This window comes from Comamonas testosteroni ATCC 11996 (assembly GCF_000241525.1).
Classification (GTDB): Bacteria; Pseudomonadota; Gammaproteobacteria; order Burkholderiales; family Burkholderiaceae_C; genus Comamonas; species Comamonas testosteroni.
Map to the genome: position 1 here is coordinate 212,061 of NZ_AHIL01000041.1, position 22,342 is coordinate 234,402.

The window sequence follows — 22,342 nt, forward strand, 5'->3', positions numbered from 1 at the left end:
AAGGGCTCAGCGTGCGTCCTGGATCACTTCTAGAATCGCGCCCCATGAATACACCATCCCACCAGCTGAGCATGACCGTGCTCATGTCGCCTGACATGGCCAACTTCTCCGGCAATGTGCACGGGGGCGCCATCTTGAAATTGCTGGACCAGGTCGCCTATGCCTGCGCCAGCCGCTATGCGGGCCGCTATGTCGTGACGCTGAGCGTGGACCAGGTGATGTTTCTGCAGCCTATCCACGTAGGTGAGCTGGTGACTTTTCTGGCCAGCGTGAACCACACCGGCAAGTCGTCCATGGAAATCGGCATCAAGGTGATTGCCGAGGAGATTCGCAGCCAGGTGGTGCGCCATGTGAACAGCTGCTTCTTCACCATGGTGGCCGTGGACGATGACAAAAAGCCTGCTCCCGTGCCCCCGCTGCAGCTCGAAACCGACGAGGAAAAGCGCCGCTGGGACGCCGCCATCATCCGCAAGGAACTGCGCAAGGAGCTGGCCGAGCGCTTCGCCGAGACTCGTACACCCTGAGTCGGGTCGCCGCTAGCCCGGGTTGCAGGACAGCCCGGGACGGTACTGGCTCAGGCCGCCGCTGATTGCTGCAAGGCCTGAGGCTGGTTCTGCCAGGCGGCGATGCCCTGGACCACATCGCCGACGACGATGATGCTGGGGCTGCCCAGCTGATGGTCGGCAATGCTCTGCGGCAAATCCTTCAGGAAAGTCAGCGCATGGCGCTGCTGCGGCAGGCTGGCATGCTGGATCACTGCCACTGGCGTGCTGCCGGGCAGGCCGCTGAGCAACTCGCTGCTGATGCGCTCCACGCTGCTCACTCCCATATAGATCACCAGCGTCAGCTTGGCGGCATGGGCCGTGGCGGAGATCTGACGCCAGTCGGGGCCGCTGTCGCCAGGCTTGGCATGGCCGGTCATGAAAAGCACGCCGTGCGCGCGGTCGCGGTGGGTCAGCGGGGCGCCCAGGCTGGTCAGCCCTGCGAGGCCGGAGGTGATGCCGTTGATGACATCCACCTCGATACCAGCCTCACGCAGATGTTCGACCTCTTCGCCGCCACGACCAAAGATGAAGGGGTCGCCGCCCTTGAGGCGCACCACGCGTTCGCCGTCCTGCACGGCGGCAATCATGAGCTTTTCGATAAAGGCCTGGGGGGTGCTCTTGCAGCCGCCGCGCTTGCCTACATAGACCACACGGGCAGAGGGCGAGGCGTGGCTCATTACACCATCGCTGACCAGATCGTCGACAAACAGCACGCTGGCTGCGGCAATGGCCTTGGCGGCCTTGATGGTCAGCAGCTCGGGGTCGCCGGGGCCGGCACCCACCAGGGTGCAGGAGCCGCGCTGATTGGGGTTGTGGGAAATGGCAGTCATTGTGGGGGTCTCAGTCGGGGCTGCGGCAGTCGGGGCTGCGGCAGTCGGGGCTGCGGTTATAGGCTTGCAGTGCGGCGCGGCTGGCGGCAGCGTCGGCATCGGTGACCTGCATGGCCTGGTGCAGGGCTTGTATCTGTTCCAATTGTTGCGCGATCGGAGCCGGCACAGGCAGCTGGCCGTTCAGAATGTCCAGCGTCAGCCGGGCTGTCTGCTCGGTATTCAGATTTTGTTCGGGGGCGCTGCTCTCAGCGCCGGATGCGAGCTGGCTGCTGTGCAGGGAAGAGCGCTCAAAGCAGATTTCTCCGGCGATCACGCCCGTGCTCACGGGTTCGCGGTGAGGGGCGGCCACGGCCTCACCTTCCGTGCCGCGCACCAGCAGCGCACTGGTCGTGCGCATGGCCAGTGTCTGGATCATGGGCTGGGCATAGGCGGGGTGGGTATAGCTGGCCAGCACCAGCCCGGATTGTGCGGTGCTGCTGCCATGGATAGGGTCCAGCAGTTTGACGATGCTGTGCGCGGGGTTGCGCAGGCCCATCTGGCGGCGAATCTGCAGCAGACGATCCAGCGGCGCCAGCAGGTGACGGGTCTGCATCCAGACCTTGTCGCCAGGCTCCAGGGCGACGGGGCGCTCGATGGCCGTCCAGCCCAGTTGCTGCCACACCTCGGCTGTGCCCAGGCGCTTGTCCTCGGTATGGCTGCCGTGCACCAGCACGGGCAGGCCTTGTTGTGCCAGCAGACCTGCCAGCAGCGGCGTGAGATTGGCCAGCTTGCGCGAGCCGTTATAGCTGGGGATGACGACCACGGGCAGGGCCTTGTGGGCCTGCGGCCACACGGGCAGGCGTTGCTGGGTGGCGTCGAGAAAGCCTGCCAGTTCCTCGGCGCTTTCGCCCTTGAAGCGCATGGCAATGCAAAAGCCGCCCAGCTCCAGATCGCTGACCTTGCCGTCCAGCACCTGCCCCATCAGATCGCAGGCCTGGGCCCGCGAAAGAGAGCGCGCGCCCTTGGTGCCGCGACCGATTTCCTTGATGTAGTGGCTGATGCTCATGATTAACGTAATTGTCGCTATAAAAACCATGAGTTGTCAGACGATTTGGTTATATAAATCAAACCGGCCGTGGTCGGGAAACCGTCGCTCCCTGTTGCGTCAGCTGTGCAGCCAGGGCCTGCAGCTGGGATTGCGCGAGCTGGGCGACAAGCTCCAGCATGGGGTTGCGCTTGAGCGCTTGGGCAGACGCCAGGACAGCGAGCCGACTGGCCTGGCGCGAAGCCCGAAGCGGCCGGAACACAATCTGCTCGCGGTGGAACATCGCGAAGGATGCCGGCACGATGGCCACGCCCAGACCGCAGGCCACGAGCGCCAGCACATTCACCAGCTGACCGGCCTCGTGGCGTATCAGCGGAGTGAAGCCGGCCTCGGCGCACAGTGCGACCGTGCGGTCGAAGTAGTCGGTGTCCTGATAGCGGGTGAAGCCCACAAAGGGCTGATGCACGGCAGCCTGAAGATCCAGCATTCCACTGCCTCCGGCCAGAGGGTGGGAGGCCGGCACTGCCAGGCAATAGGGGTCATCGATGCTGGCCAGCTCAAGCTCGTCGGCCTCCCTGTGCCCGGGGCGGGCAAAGCCGAGTTCCAGCTCGCCCTGGCGCAAGGCCCGCTGTTGCTGGGACGAGATCATTTCGCGGGCTTCGATCTGCACGTCACAGCCGGCCTGTGCCAAAGCCTGCAGCAAGCCGGGCAGCAGGGACTGCATGGCCGAGGGCACCAGCCCCAGGCGCAGCACGGTCTGGCTGCTGCGCTCGCGTTCACGCGCGCGCAAGGGGGCTTGCTCGGCACGCGCCAATATGACGCGCGCATCTTCCAGCAGCGACTCGCCTGCAGCGGTGAGCTGCATGCCGCGCGGCAGGCGGGTAAAGAGCTGCGTGCCGACCTCATCCTCGAGTTGCTTGAGTTGCTGTGACAGCGGCGGCTGGGCGATGAATAGCTTGCGGGCGGCCCTGCTGACGTTGCCCTGCTCGGCAACTGCCACGAAGTAGCGCAGATGTCTCAGTTCCATGCCTGAATCAATCCATATTTCAAAAGTATGATTTTTATATTAAATCAGTGTTGGACATATGAATGAAGGGCGGCAACACTGCCGATCCTGTTCGTTTTGAGATGCATGTCCATGCATGCATTGCCTGTCTCATGCAAGCCTTGCAAAAAACCGAGTCCGCCAAGGGACTGAAGCTCAACGAGGTCGACATGCCGTCGCCTGCCGCAGGCGAGGTGCTGCTGCGGGTTCATTCCTCCGGTGTCTGTGGCACGGATCTGCATATCGATGCCTGGACGGCGAGCTATCACTTTTTGCAGGCCGCGCTGCCGGTGACCGTGGGTCACGAGTTCAGCGGCGAGATTGTGGCCAGAGGCGAGGGTGCCGAGCATCTGCCCCTGGGCCAGTTGGTGGCCGTGCGGCCTTCGGTCACCTGCGGCAGATGCCCCTGTTGCAGTGCCGGCGACTTCGATGCCTGCACCACCCGCCGCGGCATCGGTGTCATGCGCCATGGCGGCTTTGCCGAGTATGTGGCCGTGCCCCTGCGCAATTGCGTGGCGATTCCGCATGGCGTGGACCCCGAGGTTGCCGCATTGGCCGAGCCGCTGTCGGTGAGCTTCGAAGCCGTGCGCACGGGCAATGTCCAGCCCGGCGATCGCGTGCTGATCCTGGGGCCCGGCAATATCGGCCAGGGTATTGCGCTGTTTGCGCGTGCCGCAGGGGCGGCCCAGGTGGTGGTTGCCGGCCATGGCGATGCCGCGCGGCTGGAGGTCCTGCGCTCCATGGGGTTCGAGGATTTGCTGGACTTCGAGGGGCAGGACATCGACCAAGCCCTTGCCGTGTATACGCAGGAGGCTCTCTTTGATGTGGTGATCGAAGCCACCGGGGCGGTGGCCGTGCTGGCGCCAGCCCTGCGTGCACTCAAGACCCACGGTGTGCTGGTGATTGCCGGCATTCATTCCGCGCCCGTGCCACTGGACCTGACGGCCCTGGTGCGACGTCACCAGCAGCTGCGCGGCTCTTATCGCGCGCCCGAGCACTGCTGGCTGGAGGTCGTTGCATTCATGCAGACCCATCAGGATCAACTGCGCCTCATGATCACCCATCGCGTGCCGCTTGCGCAGGCCGGGCAGGGGTTTGACATGGCGCGGGCGCGGCTGGCGAGCAAGGTGCTGATTCAGCCTGGCGCGGGTTCTGCATCATGAGCACCGCCTTTCTGGCCTTGTGGAACGACATAGACCGGCCCGAGGCTCGCGCAGAATACGAGGCTTGGCATGCCCTCGAGCATGTTCCCGAGCGCGTGGGTTTGCCGGGTTTTGTCTACGGCCATCGCTATGTCGGCGCCTGCGGATACTTCACGCTCTACGGCCTGGAGTCTTTGGCGGCCCTGGACTCGGCCGAGTACGCGGATGTGATCGCCAATCCCACGCCCTGGTCGGCACGCATGAGGCCGCGCCTGAGTGCCTTCATGCGAAGGCCCTGCATATTGCAGGTGCAGGCAGGAGCATCCAGCGGTGCGGCGTTGACGACGCTCAAGGCGGTCACCACCGATGTGCAGGCCTGGGCCGCGCAGGCAGCCCGCTGGGCAGAGCGGGCGGTGCAGGAGGGGCGTCTGCTGAGGGTCACGGCGGGTGTGGTGCCGGTCGTGCGTTCCTTGCACTACCCCGTTGGCGGGGAGCGCGTTACCGAGCAGGCCCAGGGGGAAGTCACGGTGGTCATGCTGGCCGAGCATCTGGACGGACCGGCATGCGCCCAAGGCACCCAATGGTGGGCCGACCGAATGCAGGCGCATCACCTCGAAACGCCTGCACAGCAGGCTTTTGGCCTGCAAACCCGGGTGTGCCGTTCGCAGCTGGCCCTGCCCGCCAGCGGACGCCTGCCGCCCTTGATGGAACTGATGGCTGGATACGCCGATTGTTGATCCGAGACTGAGACTGAGATTCTGGAGACATAAAGATGACAAGAAAATCGATGCCCGTGCGCCGGGCTGCCCTGCTGCTGTGCGCCGCTGCCTGCCTGCCCTTGGCGGCTCAGGCCCAGGGCAAGGCTGACTGGCCCACCCGCCCCATACGTCTGATCGTCGGCTATGCCAGCGGCTCTTCGCCCGATGTGCAGGCCCGATTGCTGGCCGAGCCCCTGACCAAGGCCCTGGGGCAGCCCGTGGTGGTGGAGAACAAAGGGGGCGCCAGCGGCAATATCGGTGCTGACGCCGTGGCCAAGGCCGGCGATGGCCACACCATAGGCGTGATCGGCAACGGCCCGCTGACCAGCTCCAAGTTTCTCTACAGCAAGCTGCCCTACGATCCGATCAAGGATCTGGCGCCGCTGGCCATGATCGGTTCGGCCCCTCTGGTGCTGGTGGCTCCCAAGTCCATGGCCGCGAATGCGGGCGCCTATTTCAAGGCGCTCAAGACCGGGACCCAGGGCAACTACGGCTCGGTGGGCACGGGGTCCGGCGGCCATCTGGGCGTGGAACTGATCAAGGAAGCCATGGGCCTGAATCTGCAGCATGTGCCCTATAACGGCGGCCCGGCTGTGGTCAACGCCTTGATGGGCGATCAGGTGCAGATGGCCTTGCTGCCGGCCTCCACCGTCATGCCGCTGGTCCAGTCCGGCAAGCTGGCCGCCCTGGCCGTGAGTTCCAGCAAGCGCAGCCCGCTGGCGCCCGGCGTCCCGGCCATGCCCGAGATCGGCGCTGGCAATGTGGACATCGAAGTCTGGAATGCGGTCATGGCACCGGCTTCCATGCCCGCCGAGCATCGCGCCAAGCTGGCTGCGGCCCTTGAGAAGATTCTTCATGTTCCCGATATCCGCAGCAAGCTGCTGGCCCAGGGCTGGCGTATCGACGACACCAGCGCCGCCTCGCTGGCCAGGCGCATCGAAAACGATGCACGCATCTACGGCAGCCTGATCACGCAAAAGAACATCCGCCTCGAATGAGCGCGGCCGGCGCCATCTGAGGCGCCGGACTCCCACACGGCATCCCCGCAACTGCGGCGGATGCCGCTGTAAGCGGCTCGACAGCGGCAGGACTCTGCTGCGAGCCCCATCCATTATTAAAAAGAGAGACTTCATGACATCCTTGCAATCGGGAGGCTTGGCCGTGGCCGCTGCCTTCATCTCCACATGTTCGCTGGCCCTGGCCCAGACCGCTGCGCCCGCCACATCCCAGGTCACGCTGTACGGCGTGGTGGATATGGCCGCCGAGTCGGTGTCCACCGGCGCGGGCCGCACCCTGCGCGCAGAAAGCGGTGTCCTGGCGGGTTCGCGCTGGGGCGTTCGAGGCTCCGAGGATCTGGGCGGCGGCCTGCGTGCGCTGTACGTGATGGAGGCCGGACTGAATGCCGATACCGGCGAGCGCGGTCAGGGCGGGCTCGCCTTTGGTCGACAGATCTTTGTCGGCATGGGCGGCGACTGGGGTCAGCTGACGGTGGGCCGCCACTACACCACGTTTCATACCTCGCTGGCTTCCTATGCCCTGACGGGCCTGATCTGGGGCAATGCCGCCAACTATTTCCGTGACGGCACGGTGCTGCGCGCTGACAACTCGCTGCGCTTTCAGTCGGCCTCCATGGCGGGGCTGGTGGTGCGAGGCATGTACTCGTTCGGGGAGAACGCCGGCACCAATGTCGGGCGCCAGTTCGGCGGCTCGCTGGATTACACGCGCGGCCCCTGGAGCCTGGGGGCCTCGCTGTGGGAGCGTCGCACCACAGCCCAGAACACCGACCGCTATCGCTTGCTGGGCGGCTCCTATGACTTCAAGCTGGCGCGAGCGGCCTTGCTGCTGTCCACCCGCGAAGATGATCTGCCGGATGCCGCCAGCAAGCGCGGGCGTTTCTTTGAAGCCAGCATGACCATACCGGTCAGCGCGGCAGGGCAGGTCCTGCTGTCCTATGGGCAGTTCCAGGGGCGTGCGCGTGCAAACAGCGATGCCCGCGCCTTGAGCGTGCGCTACGACCATGCGCTGTCCAGGCGCACCAAGCTGTATGCAGGCGTCTCCGCGATCCGCAATGAGGCGGATGCAGCTTTCACCATCAATAGCGCCAGCAATGCCGGGCCTTCGGTTCCCAAGGGCAGCAAGCCGCGCTCGCTGCTGGTCGGCATCTCGCACTCTTTCTGAGCCAAGCCGTCACCGGACGCTGCGGCCTGCAGGAGGCCCTGTCCAGGGCGCAGGCCGCCTCAATGGTCTATAGCCCGGGAGGGGCTTGTGCAGTGGATGAACATTGATCACATTTCGGGACACGGGGCGCGCGTACCATGTGCGCTGTTTTTTGAGGAGTGTTGAAATGACCGCTAACGCATCTTTGACCGACGAACTCATGGGCCAGCTGCAGGGCGCTCCCATGCAGGGCCTGGCCCAGCAATTGGGCATTGACTCCGTGCAGGCCGAGCAGGCCGTGGGCGTGGCGCTGCCCATGCTGTTTGGTGCGCTGGGCCAGAACACGGCCCAGCCTCAGGGAGCTGCCGATCTGTTCGGTGCGCTGCAGCGCGATCACAGCAGTGCCAATGGCGCGATGGATATGGGCGGTTTGCTGGGCGGGCTCGGTGGCCTGCTCGGCGGAGCGGGCGGCGGCGGTACGGCTGGCGGCCTGGGTGGGCTGGGCAGCATTCTGGGCTCGGTGCTGGGAGGCGGCTCCGGTGCCGGCAACTCGCAGCTGGATGCGGGCGCCATCCTGGGCAATATCTTTGGCGGTCAGCAGCAGCAGGCCGAGTCCCGGCTGGGTCAGGCCACGGGCCTGGGTGGCAATGCAGGTCAGTTGCTGGCCCTGCTGGCTCCGCTGGTGATGTCCTTCCTGGCCAATCGGGTCCAGGCGCAGGGCATGGGGGCTGGCGACCTGGGCAATGCTCTGGATCAGGAGCGCGGCCAGATCCAGTCGCAAGGCGGCATGGCGGGCGGCATCCTCGGCAGCCTGCTCGATCAGAATGGCGACGGCAAGCTTGATGCCGGAGATCTGTTCAAGCTGGGCGCGGGTCTGCTGGGCGGTCGGCGCTGAGCCCGGGATTGGGTGACAGTATCAAGGCAGCTTTGGCTGCCTTTTTTGTTTTTGTATACGGGCATAGCCTGATTGCCGCAATGCAGCAGGATTCTCACACTGGTCATGTCGTCATGCGTTTTGCATGACAGGCCGATCCAGAAAGGAGAACCAGATGACGACCGTCGCCGAAATTCTGCGCGCCAAGGGCAACAGCACTATCTACAGCGTTTCTCCCTCCGACACCATGCTGGCTGCGCTGCAGCTCATGGCGGAAAAGAGCATTGGCGCGCTGCTGGTGCTCGAAGGTGGCGAGATCGCCGGTATCGTGACCGAGCGCGACTACGCGCGCAAGATCGCGCTGCAGGGCCGAAGCTCGGCCAGCACGCGCGTGGACGAGGTCATGACGCGCAAGGTGCATTGCGTGCTGCCGCGCCAGACCAGCGAGGAGTGCATGTCGCTGATGACGAGCAATCGCATGCGCCATCTGCCCGTGATCAGCGAGACCCGCGAACTGCAGGGGCTGATTTCGATTGGCGACATCGTCAAGGAAATCATCTCGGCCCAGCAGTTCACGATTCATCAGCTGGAGCACTATATTTCCGGGACACCCAATGTGAATCAGCCGTAGGTTGCTATGAATTGAATAGCGAAGGCGGGCAGGGCTAATGTCCGCCTTTTCTGCATCTGGAGGGCGCAAGTCCTACACTTGCGGCCATGAGTTTGCTGATCTTGGGAATCGAATCCTCTTGTGATGAAACCGGTGTGGCCCTGGTGCGCACGCCGGACGGCCAAGGTGTGCCCACCTTGCTGAGTCATGCGCTGCACAGCCAGATTGAAATGCACCGCGCCTATGGCGGTGTGGTGCCCGAGCTGGCCAGCCGTGACCATATTCGCCGTGTGCTGCCGCTGACCGAGAAGGTGCTGGCCGAATCCGGGGAGCAGCTCGAAAACGTCGATGTGATTGCCTTTACGCGCGGACCGGGTCTTGCCGGGGCTTTGCTGGTCGGCTCCGGTGCAGCCTGTGCCATGGCAGCCGCGCTGGACAAGCCCGTGCTGGGTGTGCACCACCTCGAAGGCCATCTGCTCTCGCCCTTCCTGAGTGCCGACCCGCCGGAGTTCCCGTTCGTGGCCCTGCTGGTCTCGGGGGGGCACACCCAGCTCATGCGTGTGGACGGCGTGGGCGAATACGAAATCCTCGGTGAAACCATCGATGATGCGGCGGGCGAGGCTTTCGACAAATCGGCCAAGCTCATGGGCTTGCCCTATCCGGGCGGTCCCGTGCTCTCGAAGCTGGCGGAGGGCGGCGATCCTCAGGCCTTCAAGCTGCCTCGTCCCCTGCTGCATTCGGGCGATCTGGACTTCTCGTTTGCCGGCCTCAAGACGGCTGTGCTGACCCAGGCCAAGAAGCTGGGTGACGAGCTCGAAGCGCGCAAGGCCGATCTGGCCGCCAGCACCCAAGCCGCGATTGTGGATGTGCTGGTCAAGAAAACCATGGCCGCACTCAAGCAGACCGGCATGAAGCGCGTGGTGGTGGCGGGAGGTGTGGGGGCCAACAAGCAGCTGCGCGAGCAGCTCAATGAAGCCTGCGCCAAGCACAAGATCCGCGTGCACTACCCCGAGCTGCATCTGTGCACCGACAACGGCGCCATGATTGCCATGGCTGCCGCCATGCGCATACAGGCGGGACGCGAACAGGCGCTGCATGAATATGCGTTTGATGTGAAGCCGCGCTGGCCGCTGGATTCGCTCAGGTGAGTTCGTACAGCAAAAAAGCAGCCCGGGTGGCTGCTTTTTTCATGGCTGTCTGCGCTTATCCGGCCAGCTTTACGGCGAGTTTCGCCACGTTCTGGCCCTGGTAGCGGGCAATGCTCAGCTCGTCGGGATGAGGCTGGCGCGAACCATCGGCACCCGCAATCGTCGAAGCACCATAAGGCGAGTTGCCGCCCTTGACCGCGCTCAGATTGGTCTGTTCTGGCAGCGGATAGCCCAGCGGCACGATGATCATGCCGTGATGAGCCAGTGTCGCCCAGGTGGTCGTGGCCGTCATTTCCTGGCCGCCGCCGGTGCCGGTCGAGGTGAAGACGCTGCCGATCTTGTTGATCAGGGCCCCCTTGACCCAGAGACCGCCGGTCTGGTCGAGAAAGCTGCGCATCTGGCCCGGCATATTGCCAAAGCGCGTGGGCACGCCAAACAGGATGGCATCGTAGTCGGCCAGTTCGGCTGGGCTGGCGACCTCGGCGGTCTGATTGGCCTTGCCGCCGGCGTTCTTGAAGACATCCTCGGGCATGGTTTCGGGCACGCGCTTGACGGTGACCTCGGCACCGCTGACGCTGCGGGCGCCTTCGGCCACGGCCTGCGCCATGGTTTCGATATGACCGTACATGGAGTAGTAGAGAACCAGCACTTTTGCCATTTTGAGCAGCCTTGAAAATGGGACCAGGGAGGAATGCCGTCTAGCGGCATGCGGAGCATTGTTGGGCAGAGCACAGCGTCTGCGGCCACAAGTTTGGAGCGCATGGCTGTAGGTCAACAAGCCAATCAAACCCGTAGATCCGAATGCACCAAAAAGGTGCATTAAACAAGAGCCTTTCGTCAACAGTACTGATGATTGAGGAGGAGCTGCTACTTTTTAAGGAGCCGTAAACCTATTCCTGAATTGCGCTTGGGTAAGGAAACATGCCGACTTAAAAATCGCTTCATTGTTTGCGAAAGTCAATATCGCTGCGATCTGAGTGAGCGTTGCTGGTCTAAGTACGGGAGTCAGGCCTACAGTCCAGGATGGCGCTGAATAGTTAGGGGAGGGAGCGATATATGAAGTACCCAAGAACTGGGTGGATGGTTGCGGGCCTGATGGCCGCTGTATTGGCTGGTTGTGGCGGTGGGGGGAGCGATGGAGGTCTCGAAGGAGGGAGCAGCAATGACGGCCAGCCTCAGACGCCGAACGTCCCCGAGGTCGCAGCTCCTGGTGTTGTCAGTCCGTTTCTCGGTGTCTGGAAAAACTATCCGGACAACTATTGCACCGCTAACTGGGGAGTGGTTCCTGCATCGGAGCACAGTCAGAAAGGTGTGATGCCTGTGAGCTATGAGTTCACGGAGTCCACCATGTCGTACACGCACAATATCTACTCCGATTTGCAGTGCAAGCAGCTGGAGGGCTCGGTGACGCTGACTGGGAAGATCAGCTGGGCTGCGGTGACGATAGATGGCTGGAAGTCGGCCGTGCGTGCCGAGCTGACCTACACCGGCTCGAAAGCGACGGGCAATATTGCGGTGGATGAGGCCGAAGCGACGGATGAATATGAAGATGACGGCAAAACAATTCTGGGCATTGCCAACAACCAGTTGTTTATAGGCGACCTGCTTACTGCGGGTCCCGATGGCTATCCCAGGCGCTTCCGCAGCGAGCCAGCGGCCTATAGATAGGCGTTGAGATTACCTCAACAAGAAAGCCCGCAGTGCATAGGCATTGCGGGCTTTGTGCTTTCCGGCCGACCTCTTGCTAAGAGGAGATAGAAGAAAGGATGAGGCTGGCCGGTCGGCGTAAACAGCGCTTACTCAATGCTCAGCGTCACGGCCTTGCTCTGGGGCTCGAGCTTGGCCAGGGTCAGCGTCAGCACGCCATGCTCGAATCCGAATGCACCAGAAAGGTGCATTAGACAAGAGCCTTTCGTCAACAGTACTGATGATTGAGGAGGCGCTGCTACTTTTTAAGGAGCTGTAAACCTATTCCTGGATTGTGCTTGGGTAAGGAAACATGCCGACTTAAAAATCGCGTTCATTGTTTGCGAAAGCCGACACCGCTGCGATCTGAGTCATCGCTGCTGGTCTGAGTACGGGAGTCAGGACTACAGTTCAGGATGGAGCTGAATAATTAAACGAGGGAGCGATATATGAAGTACCCAAGAACTGGGTGGATGGTTGCGGGCCTGATGGCCGCTGCACTGGCTGGTTGTGGCGGTGGGGGGAGCGATGGAGGTCTCGAAGGAGGGAGCAGCACTGACGGCCAGCCTCAGACGCCGAGTCCCGTCCCCGAGGTCGCAGCTCCTGGTGTTGTCAGTCCGTTTCTCGGTGTCTGGAAGAGCTATCCGGACAACTATTGCACCGCTGACTGGGGAGTGGTTCCTGCATCGAGGCGTTATCAGAAAGATCAGAAAGGTGTGATGCCTGTGAGCTTTGAGTTCACGGAATCCACCATGTCGTACACGCACAATATCTACTCCGATTTGCAGTGCAAGCAGCTGGAGGGCTCGGTGACGCTGACTGGGAAGATCAGCTGGGCTGCGGTGACGATAGATGGCTGGAAGCCGGTCGTGCGTGCCGAGTTGACCTACACCGGCTCGAAAGCGACGGGCAATATTGCGGTGGATGAGGCCCACGCGACGGACGAATATGAAGATAACGGAAAAACAATTCTGGGCATTGCCAACAACCAGTTGTTTATGGGCGACCTGCTTACTGCGGGTGCCGATGGCTATCCCAGGCGCTTCTTAAGCGAGCCACTGGCCTATAGATAGGCGTTGAGATTGCCTCAACAAGAAAGCCCGCAGTGCATAGGCATTGCGGGCTTTGTGCTTTCCGGCCGACCTCTTGCTAAGAGGAGATGGAAGAAAGGATGAGGCTGGCCGGTCGGCGTAAACAGCGCTTATTCGATGCTCAGCGTCACGGCTTTGCTCTGGGGCTCGAGTTTGGCCAGGGTCAGCGTGAGCACTCCATGCTCGAGCTTGGCATTGCTTTTGGCAGCATCGATTTCATGGCCCAGATCCCAGGTGTATCTCACCTGGCGGGATGCGCCTTCCACGCTTTCAAGCTTTGCGACGGAACCTTCCAGCGAGAGTTTGAGTTGCTCGCGTGCCAGGCCTGGCACATCCAGGGTCAGGGTCGTGAATTGGTCATCGCGACTGACTTGAACCTGGCGTTGTACGGGGCTTGCAGCGCCCAGGGTTTCCTGCAGAAAGCGTTGCAGGGCCAAGTCGGCGGCGCGAGGGGATACAAAGGTATTACGGCTCATCACAGGGGCGAAGAACATGGTGTTTAACTCCTTTAAACTGCGCGGCTTGCGTTGTTGCCGCTTGGTTCATAGGTAGGTGGTGGCAAGCACATTTCAAGAGGTTTTTTTGATGAATAAATTGCGCCGTGATGCCTTGAAATACCTGCAGTTGCCACTACTATGCGCGCCGTTCGGCATTGCTGGCGCTGCTGTGGCGGCAGCCAAGGCCAAGCTTGCGCAACCCATCAAGCTGGCACTGGTGGAGAGTCTTTCGGGCCCGTTTGCAAACACGGGCGAAGCCGTTTTCCGCAATGTGCTGTGGGCGACCGAGCGAGTGAACGCGCGCGGCGGCGTGCGCCTGGCCGATGGTCTGCATGAGTTGGTGATAGAGCGCTATGACAGCAAGGGCCAGAACGAAGAGGCACTGTCGGCGCTGCGTGCGGCCATAGACAGCGGTGCGCGCATCATCATGCAGGGCAACTCGTCGGCTACGGCGGCGGCGCTTCTTGACGCCATCGACAAGCACAACAGCCGGGACCCTTCGCGCCGTGTGCTGTATCTGAACTATTCGGCCGTGGACCCGGCGCTGACCAACGAGCGCTGCAGCTTCTGGCATTTCCGCTTCGATGCCCATGCCGATATGCGCATGGCTGCGCTGATGGAGGTCATCAAGGACGACAAGGCCGTACACAGTGCCTATCTGATTGGGCAGGACTACAGCTTTGGCCAGGCCGTGTTGCGCGAAGCAAGGCGTCAGCTTGGCATGCAACGGCCTGATGTGCGCATTGTGGGCGACGAGTTGCACCCTGTGGGCCGCGTCAAGGACTTTGCGCCCTATGCGGTCAAGATCAAGCAAAGCGGTGCCCAGGCCGTGATCACGGGCAATTGGGGCAATGATCTGATGCTGCTCGTCAAGGCTGCGCGCGAGGCAGGCTACGAGGGGCGCTTCTACACCTTCTACGGCAATGCCCTGGGAGCTCCGGCGGCCTTGGGCGATGCCGGCGTGGGCAAGGTGCTGGCCGTGGCCGACTGGCTGCCCAATGTGCCAACGGCCGAGAGCCGAGCCTTCTATCAGTCCTTCCGTCAGCGCTTTCCCAGGCCGCAGGACGACTATGTGCATATGCGCATGCAGCTCATGATCGAGGCTCTTGCACAGAGCCTCGAAAAAGCCGGCAGCACGGACACCGTCGCCGTGGCCCATGCCTTGGAGCATGCCAGGGTCCAGCTGGCGGGACGCTCGGGCAGCATGCGGGCGGCAGACCACCAGTTTCAGCAATCGCTGGTGGTGGGCATGATGGAAAAGAGAGGTAGCTCAGGCGTGGACTTCGATGTGGAAGGCTCGGGCTACGGCTTCAAGGTAGTGCGCGAGATCTCTGCAGCCAGGGCAGAGATGCCAAGTCAGTGCCAGATGAAGCGCTTTTGAGTGGCTGGAGAACTATTGAATCAATAGCTGTCAGCGCTTGTTGGAAAAAGCGCTGCAGCCCGAATTAATCTAGTTGCGTGTAGCAGAGGCGGTCTGGCTGGCCAGATAGGCTTCATGTACCTCGCGCCCCAGCTCGATCACCGACAGCGCATAGAACGCCGACCAGTTATAGCGCGTGATGGCGTAGAAGTTCTCTGTGCCCGCGATGTACTCCGTGGGGCCGGAGCTGCCGTTCTTCAGCTCGATCAGTGCCAGCGGACGCTCATAGTTGTCGGCGCCCAGTACACGTACTTCGCGTTCTGCCATCTGCGTGGCCGTAAACGTGGGGTTGATATCGGGTGCCAGCAGGGTTGCCAGATTCTCGCCCTGGGCGCGCATGTCCACGGTAAAGGCCGTGGGCAGGCCCGGCTTCCAGCCATGGCCGACGAAGTAGTTGGCGACCGAGCCGATGGCGTCGGTGGCGCTGTTGAACAGGTCTATGCGGCCGTCACCGTCAAAGTCGACCGCGTATTTGTCCCAGCTGGTGGGCATGAACTGACCCAGGCCCATGGCGCCGGCATAGCTGCCGCGTAGCGCAAACGGGTCGCTGCCCGTGCGGCTGGCCGTTACCAGTACCTGCTCAAGCTCGCCACGGAAGTAGTCGCTGCGGGCCTGTGCACGAGGGTGGGCCTGCGGAAAATCCAGTGCCAGCGTGGCCAGCGCATCCATCACGCGAAAGTTGCCCATGTTGCGACCGTAAATGGTTTCCACGCCGATGATGCCGACGATGATCTCTGCGGGCACGCCGAACTGCTGCTCGGCTCGCGCGAGTGCCTGGCGGTTGGCCTGCCAGAACTGCACGCCTGCGCGTATGCGTACGGGGTCGATGAAGCGGCTGCGGTACACCGTCCAGTTCTTCACAAAGGTCTTGCCGGCCGGTGTCATCAGGCGTGCGACCACGGGCAGGTTGCGCGCTTCGCTCAGCTGCGCACGCACCCAGTCGACAGGCAGATCGCGGCGGGCAGCGATTTCTTCGGCCAGTTGCATGGCGTCGCTGCGGCCGGCATAGGCCACGGCCGTAGCGGCTGCAGCCGTGACTGCTGCTGCCGGAGCCGCCTTGCGGACGACCTTTTTGGCCGGTGCGGCGATGGCGCCGGCGGTCAGCAGGCACAGGGCCAGAGTACTCAGTGTTGTAGCTTTAAGGTGCTTGATGCTATTGAGGGTGCTGCTCATGTTTTATTTCTTGAGAGATAGGGCCAGCGCTGCTTCCGGATGGACAGCCAGCGTCGGCGCAAGGTCTTCAGTTCGTTGGTTTCGGTGCTGGAGGATGGCGCATAGCGTAGCCTCTCCATGTCCAGCAACCAGTCGGATAAGGCCGCAGCGAGGGGGGCAGATGCTGATTCCTCGGCCCAACGCTCCTGCACGCGGCGCGAGAGGCTGCGTGCAGAGTCGCTGGCGCCGCTCGCCACGCCTGCGCGCTGCAGCCGCAGCCTGGCTGCGTGCATGAGCTGGCTCCAGCCATCGCGCTGTAGACGTGTGGCGCGGGCCCAGATCAGCCACAGCAGCGCCAGAGCACTCAAGCTGCCCGCCAGCAGGCGCATCAGATCCGTCCAGCTCGGCGATTCAAAGCCCAGGCTCTGCAGCAGATTGAGCTGACGGGTTTGTGTGTAATTGATCACCCATTGGTTCCAGCGGTTGTTGACGGCCTCCCAGACGGAGCGCAGCTTCTGCAGCGTGCCGGTATCGACGAAGTTGCCAACGGCGCTGGCAAAGGCGCCGGGGGGGGCACTCAGGCGCTGGAACTGGCCGACCCGGCTGGGTGCGACAGCGCCCGTGGGGTCCACACGGAGCCAGCCCCGGCCGGCAATCCAGACTTCGGTCCAGGCATGGGCATCGCTGTTGCGCACGGTCCAGTAGTTGTCCACGCTGTTGCGGTCGCCGCCCTGGTAGCCGGTCACGATGCGCGCGGGCACTCCCATGCCGCGCATGAGCACGACAAAGGCGGAGGCGATGTGCTCGCAAAAGCCTTGCCTGCTGTCAAACCAGAAGTCATCGGCCGTGTGGACGCTGTCCACCACGCCGGGCTCCAGTGTGTAGGTGTAGCCGCCGGTTTTCAGGCGCTGCAGGGCGGCGGCAATCAATCTGTCCGTATCCGTATCAGCGCCTGCCTGGGCGCGCAGTTCGGCCTGCAATTGTTCCCCCAAAGCCCGTGTGCGCGGGTTGCTGCCGGCCGGCAGCTGCAGATAGCGCTTGAGCTCGGGCGTGAGCTGCAGCGGTCCGTGGCTGAAGTCGAGATAGCTTTGGGCATCGACACGCAGCACGTCGGTAATCGGGCGCCAGCTCAGCCACTGAAGGCTGGAGCTCATGCGCAGCCTGCCTACCGAGGCGCCCGGCGGAATCTGGGGCTCGGTCCTGACAACGTCCAGCAGCGTCAGCCAGCGGCGCTTGCTGGGCTCGATCAGCATCTGGTAGCGGACGGGTTCACCGCTCACGCGCAGCTGAGGCATGGCCATGGCGTCAAGCACAGGGTCGGCTTGCCAGTTGCGGCCATCGAACTGGCTGAGCACGGGGCCGCGAAAGTACAGGGTGTTGGCGGGCGGCTCCTGGCCTCCGGGAGTATCGAAGCGGATGCGCAGGGCCACGCTATCGTCGAGTGCCAGTGCGGCGACTTCGCCCACACGCATGTTCTCGGACAGGCCCGAGCGGCCGGCCATATCGTCGGACGGGACGCCCCATAGCGGGGCCATGCGCGGAAAGAACAGAAACAGCGCCACCATTACAGGAGCACCCCAGAGTGCAAGCCAGCTGGCGGTGCGAAGTGCCTGCATCAATGGCGGCTTGCCCGCTGTCATATGGGCGTTGACCAGGGCAGTGAGCAAGCCCATCAGTCCCAGCACCATGGCCGCAGCAGTGGGCAGGGACTGCGAATAGAAAAAATTGCTGAGCAACACGAAGAAGCCCAGAAAGAACACCACCATGGCATCGCGCCGGGCGCGCAGCTCCAGCGTCTTGAGCGCCAGCAGCATCACGATCAGAGTCACACCGGCATCGCGGCCCACAATCGTTTTGTGCGTGGCCCAGGTAGCTCCAATGGCGATGGCTAGTGCGCCCGCCAGCACCCAGCGGCCGGGTAGAGGTGCGCCGGTCAGTGCCAGGTGAGCACGCCACAGCAACAGAGCTGCGGCAAAGGCGCTGGTCCACCAAGGTGTGTGCTGAATCTGCGGCAGCATGATCCAGGCGATGACGGCGAGCAGAAACAGAGTGTCCCGTGTATCGCGCGGTAGGGTCGTAAGGCGTTGCAGCCAGTTGCTGCCGACGGAAGAGGCAGTTGCTTTCATGGGCAGGCCGCCAATGCTTCGAGGCAGCGCGTGGCATGCTGTGCGCCGCTGGCGGGCGCGATTTCCTGCCCGCCCGGCAGGCGCAGGCCCCAGGTGCGGCCTTGTTGCTGAGCCATCAGCACCCAGGCGGCAAGGCGTGACAGACGCGCCTCATGGTCGGCAAGTCCGGTCTGGCGCACATCGAGCCAGAGCCTGTGATGGTGAGCCATGGGCCGGTCGCGGCTGACGAGCTGGTGGCTGCCTGCGGCAAAGGCTTGGGCCACTTTCTTCCACACCACTAGCTTGAGCGGGTCGCCATTCTGATAGCTGCGCACGCCATCGAATTCATCACCGCTGCGTGCCTGCGCACTGCTGCGGCCGCCGGCTTCGGGGCTGGCGGCAGGCAGTGGCGGGGCATGGGTTTCAGGTGCGGGATAGACCCAGACCAAGGTTTGGGGCCGCCACAGGGCCCAGACGCGAAATGCGCCCAGCGGGTAGCGCGTGAGTATGGAGATGGAGGGCAGCTCCTGCCGGCCGCGGCGCGTGGGCATGAAGCTCAGCTGCACGGCGGTGCTGCCCTGCTCGGGGATATCAATCCAGGTCCAGGCATCGGAGTGATCGGCGCTTTGCCGGGTCTGGTGCAAGGCGAGGCCTATGCCCCAGCGGCGCGAGCGGCGGGCATTGTGCAGGCTGATATGCATGGGGCAGGGCGCATGGGCAAAACAGCCGCCCGACGCGTTGCCTTGAGTGCCTGCGCCACTGAGGCTCAGCTGCAGGCCACGCAAATTGTTATGGCCTACAACCATGCTGGCGGCCGCGCTGCCTGCCAGCAGGAACGTGAGCAGGTAGCCCAGGTTGAGCTGGTAGTTGATGGCCGCAATCAACAGCACGATCAGCGTGGCGAGCATGGCCCAGCCCGCACGCGAGGGCAGGATGTAGACATTGCCCTGAGTCAGCGTGAGCTGGTCGCTGCGTGGCAGACGTGCAAACATCCACTCGCGCACCCTGGCGCGGGGTGAGAGCCGCTGGAAGATATTGGATGTCTCTGGCTGCTCGCCCTTTGATGCAGAGCGCTTCATGCAATGAAATTCATGACGAAATACATCAGCAGCATCAAGATAGCGGCACAGCTTGCATCATGGCGCGCACCTGCTCCACGGCACCACGGCCGGCATGGCCCACGGGAACCAGACGGTGGGCGATCACCTGAGGCAATATGGCTTGCACATCGTCGGGCGCCACATAGTCGCGCCCTTCCATCAGCGCGATGGTCTTGGCCGCACGCAGCAGCGCGATGCCCGCGCGTGGCGACAGACCCTGGGCAAACCACTGGCCGTTGCGTGTGGCTGCAATCAGGTCCTGCACGTAGTCGAGCAGGGCGTTGCTGGCATGCACGGCAACAGCAGCAGCCTGCAGTTGCTCCAGCTGCTGCAGGGAGATGACGGGCAGCAGTGCATCGGCAGCGGCGCGGCGGCCGTTGCCCGCGAGCAGCTTGCGCTCGGCATCGCGCGAGGGATAGCCCAGGCTGATTCGCATGAGAAATCGGTCCAGCTGGCTTTCGGGCAACGGAAAGGTGCCCAGCTGCTCCAGAGGGTTCTGGGTTGCAATCACAAAGAAGGGGGCGGGCAGGCTGTGGGTCTTGCCTTCGGTCGTGACCTGGCGCTCCTCCATGGCTTCGAGCAGCGCACTCTGGGTCTTGGGGCTGGCACGGTTGATTTCGTCGGCCAGCAATACCTGGGCAAACACCGGCCCGGGGTGGAACACAAAAGCCTCTTGTCCACGATCGTAGATGGAGACCCCCGTGAGGTCGCTGGGCATGAGATCGGCGGTGAACTGCACACGTGAGAACTGCAGGCCGAAACTGCGTGCCAGCGCATGGGCCAGGGTGGTCTTGCCTACACCGGGAACGTCTTCGATCAGCAAGTGACCGCCTGCCAGCAAACAGGCGACACCGTCTCTGACCTGATCCGGCTTGCCCTCCATCACCGTGTTAAGCTGACTCAAAAGCGCATTAATTGTGTTCTGTGCATGCATGGCAGAAACATATCCTAAATAAGCGATAGCGGAGACATGACTGTGGGCAAGACAGGTTATTTCACCCACCGGGATTGCTGGTTGCACGAGATGGGCCCGGGCCACCCTGAATGCCCGGCGCGGCTGGACGCGATAGAAGACAGGCTGCTGGTCAGCGGCGTGGGCGATGCGCTGGAGCGCTGCAATGTGCCGCTGGCATCATTGGCCGAGATCGAGCTGGCGCATGACCCTATGCATATTGCCGCCCTGCAGGGCCTGACCGACCGGCTGGAGCAGGAGCTGGCGGCTGGCGGGCCAGAGCACAGGCAGCTCGACACCGATACCTCCATCAACCGCCACACCTTCAAGGCCGCACTGCGCGCTGCGGGGGCCACGCTGGCTGCTACCGATGCCGTGCTGGCCGGCGAACTGGAAAATGCCTTTTGCAGCGTGCGCCCGCCTGGTCACCATGCCACGCGCAACCAGGCCATGGGTTTTTGCTTTTTCAACAATGTGGCCGTGGGCGTCAAGTATGCGCTGGAGCGCCACCATCTCAAGCGCGTGGCCGTGATCGACTTTGACGTACATCACGGCAATGGCACGGAAGACATCCTGGCTGGTGATCCGCGCGTGCTGATGTGCGGCATCTTCCAGCACCCGTTCTACCCGTTCAGCGGCGACAAGGATCCTGCCTCCAATATGCTCAACGTGCCTGTGGCTGCTTACACCAAGGGCATGGACATTCGCGAGATCATCGAGATGATGTGGATTCCACGCCTTGAGGCATTCAAGCCAGAGATGATCTTCATCAGCGCCGGCTTTGATGCGCATCGCGAAGACGATATGGGCCAGCTCGGCATGACGGAAAACGACTTTGCCTGGATCACGGCTCGCATCAAGGACATCGCACGGCGTTTTTCAAAGGGCCGCATTGTTTCCTGTCTCGAAGGCGGTTACGTGATGGACCCGCTGGCGCGCAGCGTGGAAGCGCATCTGCGCGTATTGGCCGATATCTAGTCCGAAAGCAGGGTGACAGCAATGAGCGATTCCTTGGTGCAACTGACTCAGGACGAGCGCGGCGTGGCACGCATCACGCTGAGCGACGCGCAGCGTTTCAATGCCTTGAGCAGTGAAATGCTCGTGGCTCTTCAGTCGGCGCTGGATGCTGTGGCCAAGAACGAGCAGGCGCGTGTAGTGGTGCTGGCCGCACAAGGCAAGGCCTTTTGCGCCGGGCATAACCTCAAGGACATGGCTGCCCATACGGAGCTGGCTTACTACCAGCAGCTGTTTGCCCAGTGCAGCCGCATGATGCTCTCGATTCAGAAGCTGCCCGTTCCCGTCATTGCAAGAGTACAGGGCATTGCAACGGCTGCAGGTTGCCAGTTGGTGGCGCAGTGTGATCTGGCCGTGGCCAGCAGCGAGGCTCGCTTTGCCACCAGCGGTATTCAATACGGCTTGTTCTGCTCCACGCCCAGCGTGCCCCTGGTGCGCAACATGCCCATCAAACAGTCCATGGAAATGCTGCTGACGGGTGAGTTCATCGATGCGCAGACGGCTCTGCACTACGGTCTGCTCAATCGTGTGGTCGAACCGGAGCGGCTCGATGCTGCCGTGGAGGAGCTGGTGTCTGCCATTGTGAGCAAGCCCCGGGTGGCCATCAGAATGGGCAAGGAACTGGTCTATCGTCAGCGTGAAATGGGCCTGGAGTCAGCCTATCAGCTGGCGGGGCAGACCATGGCCACCAATATGCTGGATTCCGACGCGCAGGAAGGCGCTCAGGCTTTTGCACAAAAGCGCAGGCCTCGTTGGCCTTAAACCCTGGATTTGCGCTCTCCTGCCTTCGTTGTTGGGCAGGCTGAGCTGCATGGATGGCGTTGTTTGCCGCGCTAAACCTTGTGTTTTCGGCCCGTCCATTTGAACGACGAGGCCGCTTTTCGGCAGTGTTACTGTGAGGCCTATCTGGATGCAGGCATGGCACTGATGGACTCAATTCCTAGGTTTTACCCTGATTTGACCCATCTGAGACCCATGATTTCGCAAGGCTTGTGCATAAAATTGAACGGTCGTTCTTTTTTATGCCATTCCATCTGCGAAGGCTGCTGCACAGATCTCCGGGCAGATTGTCTGGAAAATTGTGCAGAGAGTGTTGCGGTGCCGCATAAAATGAATCCAGTTTACGTAAACGTCAATGCAGTAATCATTAAGGAGCCGCAGCAATGAAGGTATTGGTCCCTGTCAAGCGCGT

The 22,342-nt window shown here is 62.6% G+C and carries 22 protein-coding genes; 13 read left to right on the top strand and 9 right to left on the bottom strand.

The window, feature by feature from the left end:
• The first annotated feature begins 44 nt into the window (after positions 1-44).
• Positions 45-524, top strand: a complete 480-nt coding sequence (locus tag CTATCC11996_RS18385) for an acyl-CoA thioesterase (protein WP_003069412.1) — start codon at positions 45-47, stop codon at positions 522-524.
• 50 nt (positions 525-574) lie between these two features.
• Here the strand turns inward: CTATCC11996_RS18385 and cobA are convergent, their stop codons facing one another.
• Genes cobA through CTATCC11996_RS18400 form a run of 3 tightly spaced genes read right to left on the bottom strand, consistent with a single transcriptional unit; the run spans position 575 to position 3,426 of the window.
• Positions 575-1,375 carry a uroporphyrinogen-III C-methyltransferase gene (cobA, locus tag CTATCC11996_RS18390; RefSeq protein ID WP_003079013.1) on the bottom strand — a complete coding sequence of 267 codons (801 nt, stop codon included), beginning with the start codon at positions 1,373-1,375 and terminating at the stop codon, positions 575-577.
• Positions 1,376-1,385: 10 nt separating this feature from the next.
• Positions 1,386-2,420 carry a DNA-binding protein YbiB gene (gene ybiB, locus CTATCC11996_RS18395; protein ID WP_003079016.1) on the bottom strand — a complete coding sequence of 345 codons (1,035 nt, stop codon included), beginning with the start codon at positions 2,418-2,420 and terminating at the stop codon, positions 1,386-1,388.
• Positions 2,421-2,478: 58 nt separating this feature from the next.
• A complete protein-coding gene (locus CTATCC11996_RS18400; protein ID WP_003079021.1) occupies positions 2,479-3,426 on the bottom strand; it encodes a LysR substrate-binding domain-containing protein in 948 nt (315 codons plus the stop codon).
• A gap of 131 nt (positions 3,427-3,557) precedes the next feature.
• Between CTATCC11996_RS18400 and CTATCC11996_RS18405 the strand changes: the two genes are divergently transcribed.
• The 7 genes from CTATCC11996_RS18405 (at position 3,558) to tsaD (ending at position 10,133) form a co-directional block, all read left to right on the top strand.
• Positions 3,558-4,607: a zinc-dependent alcohol dehydrogenase gene (locus CTATCC11996_RS18405; protein ID WP_236597800.1), complete on the top strand. Its 1,050-nt coding sequence runs from the start codon at positions 3,558-3,560 to the stop codon at positions 4,605-4,607.
• Positions 4,604-5,323, top strand: a complete 720-nt coding sequence (locus tag CTATCC11996_RS18410) for a hypothetical protein (protein WP_003079026.1) — start codon at positions 4,604-4,606, stop codon at positions 5,321-5,323. The genes CTATCC11996_RS18405 and CTATCC11996_RS18410 overlap by 4 nt, the downstream gene beginning before the upstream one ends.
• Before the next feature lie 50 nt (positions 5,324-5,373).
• Positions 5,374-6,342, top strand: coding sequence for a Bug family tripartite tricarboxylate transporter substrate binding protein (locus tag CTATCC11996_RS18415; RefSeq protein WP_003079029.1), 969 nt, complete (start codon positions 5,374-5,376; stop codon positions 6,340-6,342).
• 133 nt (positions 6,343-6,475) lie between these two features.
• Entirely contained in the window at positions 6,476-7,522 is a 1,047-nt protein-coding gene (locus CTATCC11996_RS18420; protein ID WP_003079033.1) for a porin, read from the top strand.
• Between the two features lie 166 nt (positions 7,523-7,688).
• Entirely contained in the window at positions 7,689-8,396 is a 708-nt protein-coding gene (locus tag CTATCC11996_RS18425; RefSeq protein ID WP_003079036.1) for a DUF937 domain-containing protein, read from the top strand.
• 154 nt (positions 8,397-8,550) lie between these two features.
• Entirely contained in the window at positions 8,551-9,006 is a 456-nt protein-coding gene (locus CTATCC11996_RS18430; RefSeq protein ID WP_003079039.1) for a CBS domain-containing protein, read from the top strand.
• A gap of 86 nt (positions 9,007-9,092) precedes the next feature.
• Positions 9,093-10,133: a tRNA (adenosine(37)-N6)-threonylcarbamoyltransferase complex transferase subunit TsaD gene (gene tsaD, locus CTATCC11996_RS18435; RefSeq protein ID WP_003079042.1), complete on the top strand. Its 1,041-nt coding sequence runs from the start codon at positions 9,093-9,095 to the stop codon at positions 10,131-10,133.
• A gap of 55 nt (positions 10,134-10,188) precedes the next feature.
• Here tsaD and wrbA read toward each other — a convergent pair whose 3' ends face one another.
• A complete protein-coding gene (wrbA, locus tag CTATCC11996_RS18440) occupies positions 10,189-10,791 on the bottom strand; it encodes an NAD(P)H:quinone oxidoreductase (protein WP_003079046.1) in 603 nt (200 codons plus the stop codon).
• Between the two features lie 398 nt (positions 10,792-11,189).
• On the opposite strand from wrbA, the gene CTATCC11996_RS26335 reads away from it, so the two are divergent.
• Positions 11,190-11,801 (top strand): hypothetical protein, encoded by a 612-nt coding sequence (locus CTATCC11996_RS26335; protein ID WP_236597801.1) that lies wholly within the window; start codon positions 11,190-11,192, stop codon positions 11,799-11,801.
• A gap of 467 nt (positions 11,802-12,268) precedes the next feature.
• Positions 12,269-12,892 carry a hypothetical protein gene (locus CTATCC11996_RS26340; protein ID WP_236597802.1) on the top strand — a complete coding sequence of 208 codons (624 nt, stop codon included), beginning with the start codon at positions 12,269-12,271 and terminating at the stop codon, positions 12,890-12,892.
• Positions 12,893-13,020: 128 nt separating this feature from the next.
• Here CTATCC11996_RS26340 and CTATCC11996_RS18455 read toward each other — a convergent pair whose 3' ends face one another.
• The gene (locus CTATCC11996_RS18455; protein WP_003079058.1) at positions 13,021-13,404 is read right to left on the bottom strand and encodes an Hsp20/alpha crystallin family protein; all 384 of its coding nucleotides are present in this window, start codon (positions 13,402-13,404) and stop codon (positions 13,021-13,023) included.
• 91 nt (positions 13,405-13,495) lie between these two features.
• Here CTATCC11996_RS18455 and CTATCC11996_RS18460 point away from each other — a divergent pair, with 91 nt between their 5' ends.
• Positions 13,496-14,788 (top strand): branched-chain amino acid ABC transporter substrate-binding protein, encoded by a 1,293-nt coding sequence (locus tag CTATCC11996_RS18460; RefSeq protein WP_003079061.1) that lies wholly within the window; start codon positions 13,496-13,498, stop codon positions 14,786-14,788.
• A 69-nt stretch (positions 14,789-14,857) separates the two neighbouring features.
• Here CTATCC11996_RS18460 and mltB read toward each other — a convergent pair whose 3' ends face one another.
• From mltB to CTATCC11996_RS18480, 4 genes are read right to left on the bottom strand one after another with little or no spacing between them, the layout of a single operon-like run.
• Entirely contained in the window at positions 14,858-16,000 is a 1,143-nt protein-coding gene (gene mltB / locus CTATCC11996_RS18465) for a lytic murein transglycosylase B (RefSeq protein ID WP_003079065.1), read from the bottom strand.
• The gene (locus tag CTATCC11996_RS18470) at positions 15,997-18,105 is read right to left on the bottom strand and encodes a transglutaminase TgpA family protein (protein ID WP_003079067.1); all 2,109 of its coding nucleotides are present in this window, start codon (positions 18,103-18,105) and stop codon (positions 15,997-15,999) included. The genes mltB and CTATCC11996_RS18470 overlap by 4 nt, the downstream gene beginning before the upstream one ends.
• On the bottom strand, positions 18,102-19,163 hold the full coding sequence (locus tag CTATCC11996_RS18475) for a DUF58 domain-containing protein (protein WP_003079069.1): 1,062 nt from the start codon (positions 19,161-19,163) through the stop codon (positions 18,102-18,104). Before CTATCC11996_RS18475 ends, CTATCC11996_RS18470 begins: the two co-directional genes overlap by 4 nt.
• 34 nt (positions 19,164-19,197) lie before the next feature.
• A complete protein-coding gene (locus CTATCC11996_RS18480) occupies positions 19,198-20,118 on the bottom strand; it encodes an AAA family ATPase (RefSeq protein ID WP_034349581.1) in 921 nt (306 codons plus the stop codon).
• A gap of 36 nt (positions 20,119-20,154) precedes the next feature.
• Here CTATCC11996_RS18480 and CTATCC11996_RS18485 point away from each other — a divergent pair, with 36 nt between their 5' ends.
• Both CTATCC11996_RS18485 and CTATCC11996_RS18490 read left to right on the top strand, forming a co-directional pair.
• Positions 20,155-21,114, top strand: a complete 960-nt coding sequence (locus CTATCC11996_RS18485; RefSeq protein ID WP_034349582.1) for a histone deacetylase family protein — start codon at positions 20,155-20,157, stop codon at positions 21,112-21,114.
• Positions 21,115-21,135: 21 nt separating this feature from the next.
• Positions 21,136-21,912 (top strand): enoyl-CoA hydratase, encoded by a 777-nt coding sequence (locus CTATCC11996_RS18490; protein WP_003079075.1) that lies wholly within the window; start codon positions 21,136-21,138, stop codon positions 21,910-21,912.
• Positions 21,913-22,342 lie beyond the last annotated feature (430 nt).